Origin of the sequence: Piscinibacter defluvii (assembly GCF_004011805.1) — a bacterium.
GTDB lineage: Bacteria > Pseudomonadota > Gammaproteobacteria > Burkholderiales > Burkholderiaceae_C > Piscinibacter > Piscinibacter defluvii.
Window position 1 is genome coordinate 227643 of the sequence record NZ_RCHJ01000006.1, and the last position, 14805, is coordinate 242447.

Genomic DNA, 14805 nt, shown 5'->3' on the forward strand with positions numbered 1-14805 from the left:
GACGGAAGGGGCGGAGCATGGGCATCGGACTGAGCGCGAGCTTCGAGGTGTGGGACGCACGCTTCGAGAAGCTGATCTTCGGCAACGTGCACGTCGAGAAGCTCTGGACCGGCTGCCGCTGGGCCGAGGGGCCGGCCTGGTTCGCGGCCGGGCGCTACCTGGTGTGGAGCGACATCCCGAACGACCGCATGCTGCGCTGGGACGAGACCGACGGCTCGGTCTCGGTGTTCCGCCAGCCGGCCATGAACACCAACGGCCACACGGTGGACCTGCAGGGCCGGCTCGTCAGCTGCGAGCACCGCGGGCGCTGCGTCTCGCGCACCGAGCACGACGGCTCGCGCAGCGTGCTCGTCTCGCACTTCGAGGGCAAGCGGCTGAACTCGCCCAACGACGTGGTGGTCAAGAGCGACGGCACGATCTGGTTCAGCGACCCGAGCTACGGGATCGACAGCGAGTACGAGGGCGATGCCGCGCCCAACGAGCAGGGCGCGCAGCGCGTCTACCGCCTCGACCCGGCCAGCGGCGCGCTGCGCGCGGTGGCAAGCGACTTCGTGCAGCCCAACGGGCTGGCGTTCTCGCCCGACGAGTCGCTGCTCTACATCGTCGACACCGGCGCCACGCACGTGCCGAACGGCCCGCACCACGTGCGCAGGTTCGGCGTCAACGCCGACGGCACGCTGTCCGGCGGCGAGGTGTTCGCCACCTGCGGCGCGGGCCTGTACGACGGCTTGCGCATCGACGTGAAGGGCAACCTGTGGCTGTCGGCCGGCGACGGCGTGCATTGCCATGCCCCGGACGGCACGCTGCTGGGCAAGATCCGCATCCCCGAGACGGTGGCCAACGTCTGTTTCGGCGGCGCCAAGCTGAACCGCCTGTTCATCTGCGGCACGACCTCGCTGTACGCGGTCTACCTGAACACACGAGGGGCGCGGCCGCGCGGCTGAACGACGCGCCGGGCCGTTGCGTCGGCTCAACGCGGGCCGCACGCGGAAGAGGAGCATGACGCTCCCGCCGGCGCGGGCCGGTGGTGGGAGCACGCGATGAACCTGAGCACGATGTTCGGGCGGGCCGGCCGGGCGCTGGCCGCCGCTGCGGCGCTGGCCGCGACCTTGCCGGCAGGCGCCGGCGGCGAGGTCTGGGACCATGACAACGGCCCCTTCTTCGGCTCGATGCAGGGCCTGGCCTTCGGGCCGGCGATCTGCCCCGGCGCGGGTGGCCCGACCTCGCTGCTGCTCGCCGCGGTGGACAGCGGCGTGTGGGCCGGCTGCGGTGGCAAGCTGCCCTGGCGTTCGCTCGGCGCGGTGATCTGGGCGGCTTCGGTGGCCACCGATCCCGTGCACCCGGCGCGGCTCTACGTTGCCGGCAATTCGCTGGCGCGCGGCACCGGTTTCCTGCGCAGCAGCGACGGCGGGAACTCCTGGCAGCTGCCGGAGGCCGGGCTGCCGTTTGCGTACTACAACGTGGTCAAGGTCGATCCGGCGCGGCCGTCCTCGGTGCTGGTCGGCGGCGTCGGTGGCGTCTTCCGGAGCACCGACCGCGGTGCGACCTGGGCGCCGACCGACGGCCTGCCCGCGGGCGAGTACATCGCGAGCCTCGCGCTGCACGGCGCACGGCCCGGGTTGGCATTCGCGGCCGGCAGCGCGGGCGTGTACCGCTCGTCCGACGGCGGTCGCCACTGGGCGCGATTGGACGTGCCCGGCTCCGGCTACAGCTCCTCGGTCGCCCTGCACGCGACGCGCCATGCCACGACGGTGTTCGCCACCATCGACGGTGCGGTCTGGCTCAGCAGTGACCGAGGCGCCAGCTGGTCCCCGGCAGGCAGCTTCGGGCTACCGGCGGGGTGGGCCGACCAGGTGGCCGTCGACCCGAGCGCGCACAGCCCGGCGATCGTGTACGCGCGCCTGTTCGACTTCGCCGCCGGGCGCTGGACCGTGCAGCGCAGCGCCGACGGCGGCGGCACCTGGCAGGCGGTCGGCCCGACGCTGGCCGACAACCAGTGGATGAAGTCCATCGCCGTCGACCCACGGCAGCCGTCGCGCCTCTACGCGACCACGGCGCTCAGCGGCCTGCTGGCCAGCGACGACAGCGGCCAGACCTGGCAGGCGTCCGGGCGCCGCATGAGCGGCGTGGTGGCCCGCGTCGCGGTGGCGCCGAGCGCGCCGTCGGTCGTGTACGCCGCGTCCTACAACTCGGGGCCGTTCCGCAGCCGGGACGGCGGGCGCAGCTGGACGCCAATCAACCGCGGCCTGGGCTTCTCCGACTGGGGCTACGAGGTCGAGCTCCAGTCGCTGGCGGTGGACCCACGCGACGCGGCCACGGTCTACGTCGGCAGCTGCTGCGGCGTGTTCGGCAGCAACGACGGCGGCGAGACCTGGACACCGCGCAACGACGGTCAACTCGACTGGCGACCGACCGTGCAGGCACTGGCCGTCGACCCGAACGCGCCGGCCACGCTTTACGCCGGCACGCTGTGGGGCACCGTGTTCAAGACGACGGATGCGCGCACCTGGGTCTGGTCCGGCAGCGGCCTGGTCGGCAGCCACGTGTACGCGATCGCCGTCGACCCGCAGCATCCGGGCACCGTCTACGCGAGCCTGTATGACGGGTTCGAGGGACCACCGGACACACGCGTCGGGCACGGCGTCTTCAAGAGCACGGACGGCGGCGCGAACTGGCTGCCGGCCAGCCAGGGGCTGGGCAACCTGCTGGTGCGCACGCTGGCGGTCGATCCGCTGGACGGCACCACGGTCTACGCCGGCACGCACGGCGCCGGCGTGTTCAAGAGCGTGGACGGCGGCGCGAGCTGGGTCGCCGCGGGGGCCGGCGCCGGGAGCGTCGTCGCCGCGCTGGCGATCGAGCCGAACGTCCCGGGCACGCTGTACGCGGCCACCTACGATGCCGGCGTGTTCCGCTCCACCGACGCCGGGCGCAGCTGGACCGCGCTGAACCGCGGGCTGGACGTGCCGACCACCTCGGCCCAGTCGCTCTCGCTCGACCCGACGCGGCCCGGCCACCTGTTCCTGGCCACCTTCATGGACGGCGTCGCGGTGCTGCGGCCGCACGCCCCCTGGCGCTGACCGGCCGTGAACGTCAGCGCGGCCGCAGCCCGAGCCACATGACCGTGCCCACCACGACCAGGCTGCCCGCCACCTGCGAGGGTGCGATCGCCTGGCCGAGCACGACCCAGGCGAGCGCCAGCGCGAATACCGGCTCGGCGTTCATGATCGCCGAGTTGCCCACCACGCCCAGGCGCGGCAGCACGGTGAACATCAGCGTGAAGCCGCTGCCGTAGAGCAGGGTCAGCGCGGCCAGGCCCCACCAGCCGGCCGCTGCGGTGGGCAGCTGGAAGCCGCCGTTCCAGGCCACGCCCAGCAGCGCGAGCAGCGCCACCTGGGCCATGGTGGCGGCGGTGCGCAGCCGGCCGTCGAGCGTGCCGGCCTCGTGCTGGGTGAGCACCAGCGCGAGACCGAAGGCGGCGGACGCCGCCAGCGCGAAGGCCACGCCGGCGCCGATGCGGCTCCACTGCGCCGCCGCGCCCAGGCCGGAGGCCGCGCCGGCCACGTCCAGCGCCAGCGCGAGTCCGGCCAGCATCACCGGCATCGCCAGCCAGAGCCGGCGCTCGGCGTGCTGGCCGTAGACCAGTCGTGCCCACAGCGCGGTGGACAGCGGATGCGTGTTGAACGCCAGCAGCGCCAGCGCCACCGGCAGCCGCGCGACGGCCGAATACAGGCACAGGCTCTGCACCGCGATCAGCGCGCCGATGGCCGGCAGGGCCCAGCGGTGCCGCGCACCGAAGCGGATCTGGCGGCGCTGCGGCCACAGCAGCGCGGCCACCACCAGCGCCGTCAGGCCGCTGCGGAACACCACCGCGGTGGCGACATCCGCGCCATGGTCGAAGGCCACGCGCGCGGCGACATGGTTCGCGCCCATCACGAGCGCGATCAGCAGCAACGTCGCGAAGGCGGCGCGGCTCACTGAACGAACCTCCGCGCACAGCGCTCCGGTGTTCGCGCTTGGGGACGGCCCGGCGCGCTCACAGGGTCGCGGTGACGCCGCCGTCGACGTAGAGGATGTGCCCGTTGACGAAACGCGCTGCGTCGCTGGCGAGGAACACCACCGCGCCGGCCAGGTCGTCGAGCTCGCCCCAGCGCCGGCTCGGCGTGCGCCCCACCAGCCAGGCGCTGAAGGCGGGGTCGTCCACCAGCGCCTGGTTCAGCTCGGTGCGGAAGTAGCCCGGGCCGATGCCGTTGACGGTGATGCCCAGCGGGCCGAGGTCGATGGCCATGCCCTTGGTGAGCATCTTCAGCGCGCCCTTGCTGGCGGTGTAGGGCGCGATGCCGGGGCGGCCGATCTCGCTCATCACCGAGCAGGTGTTGACGATGCGGCCGCGGCCGCGCGGGATCATGCGGCGCGCCACCGCCTGGCCGACGTGGAACACGCTGTCGAGGTTGGTGCGCATGATCGCGTCCCAGTCGGCGGCGGCGAAGTCCTGGAACGGCGCGCGGCGCTGCATGCCGGCGTTGTTGACCAGGATGTCGATCGGCCCCACCTCGGCCTCGATGGCCTCGACGGCGGCGTCGACCGCCTCGCGCCGCGTCACGTCGAAGGCACGTTCGTGCACGACATGCCCCTCGGCGCGCAGCTCGGCGGCGGCCTGCTGCAGGCGCGCGGCGTCGCGGCCGTTGAGCACCACCGTCGCACCGGCCTGCGCCAGCGCGCGCGCGAAGGTCTGGCCGATGCCGGCCGAGGAGCCGGTCACCAACGCAATCCGGCCGTCGATCCGGAAACGATCGAGCACGCTCATGATGGGGATTCTGCACGCGGCACGGCGCCGGGGCGCGCGCTAGAATGCGCCCCGTTCCGAGGAGCGTTGCAAGGTCCGCCCAGGACCCCAGGCTCGGAAGCCCTTCTGCAACGGCGCTCACCCGCACGAGAGGCCTCGTGGGTGAGCATGCAAGTTCCCCCCAGGCGCAGCGTGCGGGTTCCCAGTTCGACGGAGCCTTTCATGAACGCTGTTCTCAAGCCTTTGCACACCGACCAGTACGCCATTGCCGACCTGTCGCTCGCCGACTGGGGCCGCAAGGAGATCCGCATCGCCGAGACCGAGATGCCGGCACTGATGGCGATCCGCGAGGAATACGCCGCCAGCCAGCCCCTGAAGGGCGCTCGGGTCACCGGCTCGCTGCACATGACGATCCAGACCGCGGTGCTGGTCGAGACGCTGCAGGCGCTCGGCGCGCAGGTGCGCTGGGCCTCGTGCAACATCTTCAGCACGCAGGACCACGCCGCCGCCGCGCTGGTGGCCGCCGGCACGCCGGTGTTCGCCTACAAGGGTGAATCGCTGAAGGACTACTGGGACTACACGCACCGCATCTTCGAGTTCGGCGCCAAGGGCACGGACGGCGAAGGCCCGAACATGATCCTGGACGACGGCGGCGACGCGACGCTGCTGATGCACCTGGGCAGGAAGGCCGAGAAAGACGCCTCGGTGATCGCCAACCCCGGCAGCGAGGAGGAGCGCGAGCTGTTCGCCGCGATCAAGGCCAAGCTGGCGGTCGATGCGAGCTGGTACTCGCGCAAGGGCGCCCAGATCATCGGCGTGACCGAGGAAACCACCACCGGCGTGCACCGCCTGAAGGAGATGAGCGCGAAGGGCACGCTGCTGTTCCGCGCCATCAACGTGAACGACTCGGTGACCAAGAGCAAGTTCGACAACCTGTACGGCTGCCGCGAGAGCCTGGTGGACGGCATCAAGCGCGCCACCGACGTGATGGTGGCCGGCAAGATCGCCGTGGTGGCCGGCTACGGCGACGTGGGCAAGGGCTCGGCACAGGCGCTGCGTGCGCTCTCGGCCCAGGTGTGGGTGACCGAGATCGACCCGATCAACGCGCTGCAGGCGGCGATGGAGGGCTTCCGCGTCGTGACGATGGACTGGGCCGCCGACAAGGCCGACATCTTCGTCACCGCCACCGGCAACAAGCGCGTCATCACGCACGAGCACATGCTGGCGATGAAGCACAACGCGATCGTCTGCAACATCGGCCACTTCGACAACGAGATCGACATCGCCTCGGTCGAGAAGTACCCCTGGGAAGAGATCAAGCCGCAGGTCGACCACATCGTGTTCCCGGACGGCAAGCGCATCATCATGCTGGCCAAGGGGCGCCTCGTGAACCTGGGCTGCGCCACGGGTCACCCGAGCTACGTGATGAGCTCGAGCTTCGCCAACCAGACCATCGCCCAGATCGAGCTGTTCACCCACAGCGACGCCTACGACATCGGCAAGGTCTACGTGCTGCCCAAGCACCTGGACGAGAAGGTGGCGCGCCTGCAGCTGAAGACGCTGAACGCGCAGCTGACCGAACTCTCCGACGAGCAGGCCGAGTACATCGGCGTGCCCAAGCAGGGCCCGTACAAGCCCGATTCGTACCGCTACTGAGCGCAGGCTGGCGATGCGGGCCGACCAGCTGCTCGTGCAGCGCGGCCTCGCGCCCTCGCGTTCGGCTGCGCAGCGGCTGATCGCGCAGGGCGCGGTGCGCTGGCGCGCGCCGGCGGGCTGGGCCACGCCGCGCAAGGCCGGCGACGAGCTGCCCGAGGCCTGCGAGCTGGAGATCGCCGACGATGCCGAGCTGCGCTGGGTGTCGCGCGGCGGGCTCAAGCTCGAGGGGGCGCTGGCGCACACCGGGCTCGTGGTCGAGGGCCGGCACTGCCTCGATGTCGGTCAGAGCACCGGCGGCTTCACCGACGTGCTGCTGGCGCGCGGCGCGGCCAGCGTGACCGGCGTCGACGTCGGGCATGGGCAGCTGCATGCGCGGCTGCGCGACGACCCGCGTGTCACGGTGCTCGAGGGCCTCAACGCGCGCACACTGCAGGCCGCGCAGCTGCCCCGGCCGCGCTACGACCTGATCGTCGGCGACCTGTCGTTCATCTCGCTCACGCTGGTGCTGCCGGCACTCGCGCCGCGGCTCGGCCCCGACGGCGAGCTGCTGCTGCTCGTCAAGCCGCAGTTCGAGCTGCAGCCGGCCGACATCGGCAAGGGTGGCATCGTCAGGGATCCGGCGGCCTACGCCCGCGTCGAACAGCGCCTGCGCGAGGCCTGCGCGGCCGGCGGCCTGCAGGTGACCGACTGGTTCGAGAGTGCCATCGCCGGCGGCGACGGCAACCGCGAATTCTTCATCCGGGCCCGGCCCGAGGAGACAAGGACATGACCGAGAACAAGCCGGGCGTGCCGGTGAGCTTCGAGTTCTTCCCGCCCAACACGCCGGTAGGGGCCGAGAAGCTGAAGGGCGTGGTGGAAGAGCTGGCGGCGGTGCAGCCGGAGTTCTTCAGCGTCACCTACGGCGCCGGCGGCGCCACGCGCGAGAAGACGCTGGCCACGGTGGCCACGATCGCGGCGATGGGCCACGAGGCCGCGCCGCACCTGTCGTGCATCGGCTCGACGCGCGCGGGCATCAGCGAGATCCTGGACACCTACCGAGCGCAGGACATCCGGCGCCTGGTCGCGCTGCGCGGCGACCTGCCCAGCGGCACCGCCACCGCGGGCGAGTTCCGCTACGCGGCCGAGCTGATCGCCTTCATCCGCGAGACGCAGGGCAGCGACTGGCGCATCGAGGTGGCCGCCTACCCCGAATACCACCCTCAGCAGCGTTATGCGAAGCGCGACCTGCAGCATTTCGCCGACAAGGTGAAGGCCGGGGCCGACGCGGCCATCACGCAGTTCTTCTTCAACCCCGAGGCCTACTTCCACTTCGTCGACGAGGTGCGCGCGCTCGGTGTCGAGGTGCCGATCGTGCCGGGCATCATGCCCTTCCACAACTACGCGCGCATCGCGCAGTTCGCGGCGCGCGACGGCATCGACATCCCGCGCTGGGTGGCGTTGAAGATGGAGGGCTTCATGGACGACACCGCGTCGATCCGCGCCTTCGGGCTGGACGTGGTGACGCGGCTGTGCGAGCGCCTGATCGACGGCGGTGCGCCGGGGCTGCACTTCTACACGTTGAACCAGTCCGCATTGGCGCTGGAGATCTGCCGGCGCCTCGGTACGCGGCCGGTTTGACCTGGGTCAGCGCCGCGGCGGCGCGGCGTGGCGTGCATGCCGCGTCGTCTCGGCGTGCTTGACGCACCGCAACATCAATTCCCGGTCGTGGGCATGGAATTCCCGTCGAGGACCAACCCTCGTCACCACAGACAGGAATTCAGACCATGATGAGCAAGAACATCCGCCGTGCCGCCGTCGCCGCCGCGCTGGCCGCCGGCTTCGTCGCCCCGTTCGCCGCGCAGGCCCAGTCCGGCCCGTGGATGGTGCGCGTGCACGCGCTGAGCCTGGACAGCGCCAACAAGGACTCGACCGGCCTCGGCCTCTCGGTGAACAACAAGGTGTTCCCCGAGTTCGACATCTCCTACTTCTTCACGCCCAACCTGGCCGCCGAGCTGGTGCTGACCTATCCGCAGAAGCACGACATCCGCTCCAACGGCACCAAGATCGGCACCCTGAAGCATCTGCCGCCCACGCTGTCGGTGCAGTACCACTTCACCGGCCTCGGCGCGTTCAAGCCCTATGTGGGCGGCGGCCTGAACTACACGCGCTTCTCGAGCGTCAACTTCGACCCGGTGGTCGCCTCGCTCGGGCCCTCGATCGAGAAGAGCAGTGTCGGCGCGGCCGTCGGCGTGGGCTTCGACGTCGAGGTGGCGAACAACATCTACCTGAACCTGGACGTCAAGAAGGTGCAGATCCGCACCGACGTGAAGTCCAACGGCGTCAAGGCCGGCGAGTTCCGGGTCGATCCGCTGCTGGTGGGCGTCGGCGTCGGCATGCGCTTCTGATCAGGGGCGTTCCCACATCACGCCGTCCTCGGTGAGCATGACGTCCAGCTGGACGTCCTGCTCGCTGGGCAGCAGCAGCGGCAGGAAGCCGTGCGTGTAGCACACCCCGACCGTCACCGGGCGGGGCTGCAGCGAGCGCAGGGTGCGGTCGAAGAAGCCGCCCCCGTAACCCAGCCGCACGCCGGCCGGGCCATAGCCGAGACAGGGCACGACCAGCAGTTCCGGATGGAACTCTTCGGTGTCCTTGGGCTTGGGAATGTCGAAGGCATCGAGTTCCATCGGGCAACCCGGGTACCACACGTGGAAGCGCAGCGAGCCGGTCTCGCGATCGGCCACCGGCAGCCCGATGCGCCGTGACACGCCTTCGGGTGCGCCCTCGGTCCAGCGGTAGAGCGCCGGCAACGGATCGAACTCGCCCTTGATCGGCTGGTAGGCGCCGATCGAGTTCTCGCGCCGCCCCACCAGCCAGACACGAAGCACGCTCTGCAGCTGCACGGCGCGCTCGAGCCGGTCGGGCAAGGCCTGGCGGGAAGCGATCAGGCGCCGGCGCAGCGCCTCGCGGTCGGTGAGGTCCATGCGGGGATTGTGCAAGACTGGGCGCATGTCCCCCGCCGACGGCTTCGTCACCCACTGCCTCGAACTGCTCGCGCCGCTCGGCGTCGCGCGCTCGCGGCGCATGTTCGGCGGCCACGGCCTGTACGTCGACGAGCTGTTCGTCGCGCTGATCGCCTTCGAACGCCTGTACCTGAAGGCCGACGAGCAGACCCGGCCGCAGTTCGAGGCTGCCGGCTGCAGCCCCTTCGTCTACGACGGCAAGGGGCGCAGCGTGACGCTGGGCTACTACACCGCCCCGGAGGAGGCGATGGAGTCGCCGGCCCTGATGCGGCCCTGGGCCCGGCTCGCGCTCGAGGCCGCCCTGCGTGCCAGGGCCGCGAAGACACCGGCGGCCCAGGCGCGCAGCCCGAAGGCGCGTGCGCCGCGGCGCTGAGGCGCCCAGTGCAGCACGGCCCCGTGCGTGCGGTCCCACGGTTCGACCACCACGTCGCTGCCCGCGCCGATGCGCAGCCGCTCGCCGCGCGACAGCACCCGGTCCTCGCCGTCGCCCTGGCCGGTCACCCAGACACGGCCTCTGAGCACGGTCAGCTCGCCCGGCGCGCTGGCCAGGCGCTCGGCCCGCCCCGCGTCGAGGTGCCAGGTGCAAGACAGGTGCTGTTGCGCGTTCATCATCAATCTCCTGGTTCGGATGGCGCAATCATCGGCGCTGTTCCCTCTATGATCCAATGAAATCGGACCGCCCGATTGATGCGATGCGCTCATGAATACACCCCGCCGCCGCCCGCTCTCGCTGGGCAACCTGCGCGCCTTCGAGGCGGTCTCGCGCCGGCTCAGCTTCAGCGAGGCGGCCGAGGAGCTGTTCGTCACGCAGTCGGCCATCAGCCGCCAGATCAAGGGGCTGGAGGACGAGCTGGGCGCGCCGCTGTTCGTGCGCGGCACGCGCCACGTGGAGCTGACGCAGGAGGGCACGCTGCTGCTGCGCAGCGTCGAGCCCTTCCTCGCGCGGCTGGATGCGAGCGTGCGGCAGATCCGCGAGCACCGCAGCCGGCGCCGCGTCAACGTGTCGACCTTCGCCTCGTTCGCGTCGCTGTGGCTGCTGCCGCGCATCGAGGCCTTCCAGCGCCAGCACCCGGACATCGACATCCGCGTCTCGGCGCACGACTCGCTGTCCGACCTGGACGACCCCGAGCTCGACCTGGCGCTGCGCTATTGCAGCCCGGCCCAGGCCCCGGCCGGCGCGCAGCGCCTGTTCGGCGAGGTGCTGACGCCGGTGGTCAGCCGCCAGCTGCTCGAGCAGATCCGGGCCGGCGCCGCGCCGCCGCTCGCCGGCGCGGCCGACCTGGCGCAGCACACGCTCGCCGAGGAGGACGACAACCGCCCGAGCAGCGAGTACCTGAGCTGGCGCCACTGGCTGACGGCGCATGGCGAACCCGCCCTGCAGCCGCGCCGCTGGCTCTACCTGAACTTCACCTACCAGCAGGTGCAGGCGGCGCTGGCCGGCCACGGCGTGGCGCTGGCGCGCCTGGCCCTGGTGTTCGACGCGCTGGCGCGCGGCGAGCTGGTCGAGCCCTTCGGCGCGGCGGGGCGCATCACCAGCCCCTACGCCTACTGGCTGATTGCCGGCCCGGGCGGCCGCTCGCGCACCGAGGTGCAGCAGTTCTGCGCCTGGGTCGAGGCGCAGGCGGTGCTGACGCGCGAGGCCATCGGCGAGACCGGCGCCGACGAGGCGGGCCCGGGCGAGGCCGACTGACGCCCCTCAGCCGCCGACCACGCCCTGTTCGGTGACCACCAGCATCAGCGGCAGGTCGTGTGCGGCCGGGGCGAGCGCCTCGAGCGGGATCTGCGCGGCCGCCCAGGCCACGCCGACCGCGGTGACCTGCGGGTGGGCGGCCAGGAAGCGGTCGAAGTAGCCGCCGCCGTAACCGAGCCGGTAGCCCTCGCGGGTGAAGCCGACGCAGGGCACCAGCACGACATCGGGCACCACCGGTGCCCCGTCGCTGGCCGGGATGCGGCAGTCGTCCACGAGGCGCGGCGCCTGCCGGTCCCAGTGCCGGAACTGCATCTCGCGCGGTTCGCGCCGCGTGTAGGGCAGGGCCCAGTCAATCCGTGAGCAATTCGGGTCGTCGCGCAGCGCAACCACTGCGTTAAATTCGGATCGTATGGGCCAGTAGAGGCCGAGGCAGGCCGGCTCGAGCTGGTGCAGCACGCTGCACAGCCGGGCCGCCAGCGCCGCATGCGCAGCGGCGAAGTCGGCACCTTGCGCGAACCGCTCGCGCTCGGCACGCAGGCGCTGGCGCAGCAGCGGGCGGTCGGAAGCGGGCAGTGCGGCAGACAAGACGAACGGAACGACGTTGACTTTTCGAGCGATGGCGAAGGCAGTATATGGGCGGCACCGCTGGCGTCGCATGGGCGCAGGATTGCTGGCGGCCCTGGTGCTGGTCACCCTGCCGGCGGCGCGCGCGGCCGACGGCGACAACCTGATCGTCGACGCGCGCGAGGCCTGGCGCCGCAAGGACGGCCCCAAGCTCGCCACCTTGCGCAGCGCCGCCAACGCGCTGCGCCACCCGCTGGCGATGTGGGTCGACTACTGGGAGCTGAACAACCGCCTCGCGCAGGCCCAGCAGGACGAGCTGAACGCGTTCTACGCACGCTGGAGCGGCACCTACGTCGAGGACCGGCTGCGCAACGACTGGCTGCTCGAGCTCGGCCGGCGGCGCGACTGGGCCAACTTCGCCGTCGACCAGCCGCGCTTTCGCATGAACGACGACCGCGAGGTCAGCTGCTACGCGCTGCTGATCCAGCACCAGGCCGGCAAGGACGTGCGCGAGGCCGCGCTGTCCGCCTGGCTGGCCCAGCGCGATGCCGACGAGGGCTGCGGCCTGCTGGCGCAGACGCTGGTGGAGGCGCGCCGGTTCGGTGCCCTCGAGGTCTGGCGCAAGGCCCGCGTGGCGATGGACGCGGGCCGGCCGCGTGCGGTGCGCCAGGCCGTCGCCCTGCTCTCGCCCGGACTGGCGACCTCGCTGGGCGAGATCACCGACAACCCGGCGCGTTACCTCGCCAAGAGCGCCTCGGCCGCCCAGCGCACCGCCGCCGAGCTGACCACGCTGGCGCTGCTGCGCATGGCCGCCAACGACCCGGATGCCGCCGCCGCGCAGCTCAACGAACGCTGGGAGCGCGCCCTGCCCCCCGACCTGGCGGCCTGGGCCTGGGCCGGCGTCGGCAAGCAGGCGGCCCTGAAGCTGCTGCCCGATGCATCGGACCATTTCCGCCGCGCCGAACTGCGCGCCGGCCGCGGCGATGCCGAGCCCGACTGGCCCGACGAGATGCTCGCCTGGAAGGTGCGCGCCGCGCTGCGTGCCGACGGCGGCCGGCCGCGCTGGCAGCAGGTGGTGAAGGCGATCAACGCGATGAGCGCGGCCGAGCAGCGTGACCTGGCCTGGGTCTACTGGAAGGCCCGCGGCCTGAAGGCGCTGGCCGCCAGCTCGCAGGACGGCGAAGGCATGGCCGCGCTGGCGCAGGACATGCTGGCCGGCATCTCCGGCCCGTTGAGCTTCTACGCCAAGCTGGCGGCCGAGGAGATCGGTGACCCGCTGGTGCTGCCGCCCAAGCCCGCAGCGCTGACGGAGGCCGAGGTCGCGGCCGCCGAGCAGCACCCGGGCCTGACACGCGCGCTGCAGCTGATCGCGCTGGGCCTGCGCAGCGAGGGCGTGCGCGAGTGGAACTACTCGCTGCGCGGCATGGGCGACCGCGAGCTGCTCGCCGCCGCGCAACGCGCGTGCGACCGCGAGGTGTGGGACCGCTGCATCAACACCAGCGACCGCACCCGCGGCGAGATCGACCTCGAGCAGCGCTTCCCGACGCCGTTCCGGCGCGACGTGCAGTCGCATGCCCGCGAGATCGGCCTCGACCCGGCCTACGTGTACGGGCTGATCCGCCAGGAATCGCGCTTCGTGATGGACGCACGCTCCAGCGTCGGCGCCTCGGGGCTGATGCAGATCATGCCGGCCACGGCGCGCTGGACGGCCCGCAAGATCGGCATGGACTTCACCGCCGAGCAGATCACCGACCGCGACACCAACCTGCGCCTGGGCACCAGCTACCTGAAGCTGGTGCTGGACGATTTCGAGGGCTCGCAGGCGATGGCCGCGGCCGCCTACAACGCCGGCCCGAGCCGGCCGCGCCGCTGGCGCGAGGGGCCGGTGCTCGAACCGGCCGCCTGGGCCGAGAACATCCCGTTCAACGAGACACGCGACTACGTGAAGAAGGTGCTGAGCAACGCCGCGATCTATGCGGCGCTGCTGGGCAGCGAGCCGGCCCCGTCGCTGAAGGCGCGCCTGGGCCGCTCGATCGGACCGCGCGAGGGCCCGGCCCCGGCGATCGACAAGGAACTCCCATGATCTCGAACATCGTCGTCACCGGCGGCACCGGGTTCGTCGGCCGCAGCGTCTGCGCGAAGCTGGTCGAGCGCAGCGGCGGCGCCAGCGGCCGCATCGTGGTGCCGACCCGGCGCATCGCACACGCCCGCCACATCCAGATGCTGCCGACCGTGCAGCCGGTGGAGACCGACCTGTCCGACCCGGCCGCGTTGGCACGCCTGCTCCAGGGTGCCGACGCGCTGGTGCACCTGGTGGCCGTGCTGCACGGCAGCGAGGAGCGCTTCCGCCAGGTGCATGTCGAGCTGCCGCAGCGCCTGGCTGCGGCCTGCGCCCAGGCCGGCGTGCGGCGCGTGGTGCATGTCAGCGCCCTGGGCGTCGCCGCCGACGCGCCGAGCCGCTACCTGCGCTCCAAGTCGGCCGGCGAGACCGTCTGGCGCAGTTCGGGGCTGGACGTGACCGTGCTGCGCCCCTCGGTGATCTTCGGCGCGCACGACCGGCTGCTGAACCTGTTCGCGCAGTTGCAGGCGCTCGCGCCCCTGCTGCCGCTGGCGGGCGCCGACTCGCGCTACCAGCCGGTCTGGGTCGAGGACGTGGCCGCCGCGGTGCTGCGCTGCCTGGACGACCCGACGACCATCGGCCAGGTGATCGAATGCGCGGGGCCCGACACCTACACGCTGCGCCAGATCGTCGAGGCCGCCGGCCGCTGGGCCGGCCACCCGCGGCCGGTGTTCCCGCTGCCGGAGGCGCTCGCGCGGCTGCAGGCCATGCTGATGGAGCTGCTGCCGGGCGAGCCGCTGATGTCGCGCGACAACATCGACTCGATGCGCGTGCCCAACATCGCCAGCGGCACGCTGCCCGGGCTGGACCGGCTCGGCATCCGGCCCGCGGCGCTGGACGCCGTCGTGCCGCAGTACCTCGCCCCCGGCCAGGGGCCGGCGCGGCTGGACCCCTGGCGTGCACGCGCCAGGCGCACCTGAGCCGGCGCGCAGCGACCGGCATGCGCGCCGCGCATCGCGGCGATGCAAAACCGTCATCCCGCCGGGGCGGCGGG

14 protein-coding genes, 1 pseudogene and 1 riboswitch are annotated in these 14805 nt (G+C 72.0%); of the genes and pseudogenes, 10 read left to right on the top strand and 5 right to left on the bottom strand.

Translation table 11 applies throughout. The features are described 5' to 3' along the window. Positions 1 to 17: 17 nt before the first annotated feature. Entirely contained in the window at positions 18 to 944 is a 927-nt protein-coding gene (locus tag D9C15_RS18725) for an SMP-30/gluconolactonase/LRE family protein (protein WP_127999977.1), read from the top strand. Between the two features lie 96 nt (positions 945 to 1040). Continuing rightward, complete coding sequence (locus D9C15_RS18730; RefSeq protein ID WP_127999978.1) at positions 1041 to 3077, top strand: WD40/YVTN/BNR-like repeat-containing protein; 2037 nt, start codon at positions 1041 to 1043, stop codon at positions 3075 to 3077. 13 nt (positions 3078 to 3090) lie between these two features. On the opposite strand, the gene D9C15_RS18735 is transcribed toward D9C15_RS18730, so the two are convergent. Together D9C15_RS18735 and D9C15_RS18740 are read right to left on the bottom strand one after the other, a co-directional pair. Further along, a complete protein-coding gene (locus tag D9C15_RS18735; protein ID WP_127999979.1) occupies positions 3091 to 3975 on the bottom strand; it encodes a DMT family transporter in 885 nt (294 codons plus the stop codon). Positions 3976 to 4033: 58 nt separating this feature from the next. Continuing rightward, entirely contained in the window at positions 4034 to 4804 is a 771-nt protein-coding gene (locus D9C15_RS18740) for a glucose 1-dehydrogenase (protein WP_127999980.1), read from the bottom strand. Positions 4805 to 4856: 52 nt separating this feature from the next. Next, positions 4857 to 4930, top strand: a riboswitch (S-adenosyl-L-homocysteine riboswitch). A gap of 75 nt (positions 4931 to 5005) precedes the next feature. Between D9C15_RS18740 and ahcY the strand changes: the two genes are divergently transcribed. The 4 genes from ahcY to D9C15_RS18760 all read left to right on the top strand — a co-directional run bounded on the left by ahcY (position 5006) and on the right by D9C15_RS18760 (position 8823). Continuing rightward, entirely contained in the window at positions 5006 to 6439 is a 1434-nt protein-coding gene (ahcY, locus tag D9C15_RS18745) for an adenosylhomocysteinase (protein WP_127999981.1), read from the top strand. 13 nt (positions 6440 to 6452) lie between these two features. Beyond that, positions 6453 to 7208, top strand: coding sequence for a TlyA family RNA methyltransferase (locus D9C15_RS18750; RefSeq protein WP_127999982.1), 756 nt, complete (start codon positions 6453 to 6455; stop codon positions 7206 to 7208). After that, positions 7205 to 8056 (top strand): methylenetetrahydrofolate reductase [NAD(P)H], encoded by an 852-nt coding sequence (metF, locus tag D9C15_RS18755; RefSeq protein WP_127999983.1) that lies wholly within the window; start codon positions 7205 to 7207, stop codon positions 8054 to 8056. Before D9C15_RS18750 ends, metF begins: the two co-directional genes overlap by 4 nt. Before the next feature lie 149 nt (positions 8057 to 8205). Continuing rightward, positions 8206 to 8823 carry an OmpW/AlkL family protein gene (locus D9C15_RS18760; protein WP_128000131.1) on the top strand — a complete coding sequence of 206 codons (618 nt, stop codon included), beginning with the start codon at positions 8206 to 8208 and terminating at the stop codon, positions 8821 to 8823. Here the strand turns inward: D9C15_RS18760 and D9C15_RS18765 are convergent, their stop codons facing one another. Further along, entirely contained in the window at positions 8824 to 9399 is a 576-nt protein-coding gene (locus tag D9C15_RS18765; protein ID WP_127999984.1) for a 5-formyltetrahydrofolate cyclo-ligase, read from the bottom strand. Between the two features lie 25 nt (positions 9400 to 9424). Between D9C15_RS18765 and D9C15_RS18770 the strand changes: the two genes are divergently transcribed. Then, on the top strand, positions 9425 to 9811 hold the full coding sequence (locus D9C15_RS18770; RefSeq protein WP_127999985.1) for a TfoX/Sxy family protein: 387 nt from the start codon (positions 9425 to 9427) through the stop codon (positions 9809 to 9811). A gap of 47 nt (positions 9812 to 9858) precedes the next feature. Here D9C15_RS18770 and D9C15_RS34585 read toward each other — a convergent pair. Beyond that, a pseudogene (locus tag D9C15_RS34585) lies at positions 9859 to 10257 on the bottom strand (DUF2917 domain-containing protein); the annotation flags it as partial. Between D9C15_RS34585 and D9C15_RS18780 the strand changes: the two are divergent. Beyond that, positions 10139 to 11128 (top strand): LysR substrate-binding domain-containing protein, encoded by a 990-nt coding sequence (locus tag D9C15_RS18780; RefSeq protein ID WP_127999987.1) that lies wholly within the window; start codon positions 10139 to 10141, stop codon positions 11126 to 11128. The pseudogene D9C15_RS34585 and the gene D9C15_RS18780 sit on opposite strands and share 119 nt — an antisense overlap. Positions 11129 to 11134: 6 nt before the next feature. On the opposite strand, the gene D9C15_RS18785 is transcribed toward D9C15_RS18780, so the two are convergent. Beyond that, on the bottom strand, positions 11135 to 11713 hold the full coding sequence (locus D9C15_RS18785) for a 5-formyltetrahydrofolate cyclo-ligase (RefSeq protein WP_164886779.1): 579 nt from the start codon (positions 11711 to 11713) through the stop codon (positions 11135 to 11137). Between the two features lie 70 nt (positions 11714 to 11783). On the opposite strand from D9C15_RS18785, the gene D9C15_RS18790 reads away from it, so the two are divergent. Further along, the gene (locus tag D9C15_RS18790) at positions 11784 to 13775 is read left to right on the top strand and encodes a lytic transglycosylase domain-containing protein (RefSeq protein WP_127999989.1); all 1992 of its coding nucleotides are present in this window, start codon (positions 11784 to 11786) and stop codon (positions 13773 to 13775) included. After that, positions 13775 to 14731, top strand: coding sequence for a complex I NDUFA9 subunit family protein (locus D9C15_RS18795; RefSeq protein WP_128000132.1), 957 nt, complete (start codon positions 13775 to 13777; stop codon positions 14729 to 14731). Before D9C15_RS18790 ends, D9C15_RS18795 begins: the two co-directional genes overlap by 1 nt. The last annotated feature ends 74 nt before the right edge of the window (positions 14732 to 14805 follow it).

Excerpts from the sequence above, each read along its gene's own strand:
- D9C15_RS18725 (WP_127999977.1), top strand. The coding sequence starts at position 18 with ATGGGCATCGGACTGAGCGCGAGCTTCGAGGTGTGGGACGCACGCTTC.
- D9C15_RS18730 (WP_127999978.1), top strand. The coding sequence starts at position 1,041 with ATGAACCTGAGCACGATGTTCGGGCGGGCCGGCCGGGCGCTGGCCGCC.
- D9C15_RS18740 (WP_127999980.1), bottom strand. The coding sequence starts at position 4,804 with ATGAGCGTGCTCGATCGTTTCCGGATCGACGGCCGGATTGCGTTGGTG.
- ahcY (WP_127999981.1), top strand. The coding sequence starts at position 5,006 with ATGAACGCTGTTCTCAAGCCTTTGCACACCGACCAGTACGCCATTGCC.
- D9C15_RS18750 (WP_127999982.1), top strand. The coding sequence starts at position 6,453 with ATGCGGGCCGACCAGCTGCTCGTGCAGCGCGGCCTCGCGCCCTCGCGT.
- metF (WP_127999983.1), top strand. The coding sequence starts at position 7,205 with ATGACCGAGAACAAGCCGGGCGTGCCGGTGAGCTTCGAGTTCTTCCCG.
- D9C15_RS18760 (WP_128000131.1), top strand. The coding sequence starts at position 8,206 with ATGAGCAAGAACATCCGCCGTGCCGCCGTCGCCGCCGCGCTGGCCGCC.
- D9C15_RS18765 (WP_127999984.1), bottom strand. The coding sequence starts at position 9,399 with ATGGACCTCACCGACCGCGAGGCGCTGCGCCGGCGCCTGATCGCTTCC.
- D9C15_RS18770 (WP_127999985.1), top strand. The coding sequence starts at position 9,425 with ATGTCCCCCGCCGACGGCTTCGTCACCCACTGCCTCGAACTGCTCGCG.
- D9C15_RS18780 (WP_127999987.1), top strand. The coding sequence starts at position 10,139 with ATGAATACACCCCGCCGCCGCCCGCTCTCGCTGGGCAACCTGCGCGCC.
- D9C15_RS18790 (WP_127999989.1), top strand. The coding sequence starts at position 11,784 with ATGGGCGCAGGATTGCTGGCGGCCCTGGTGCTGGTCACCCTGCCGGCG.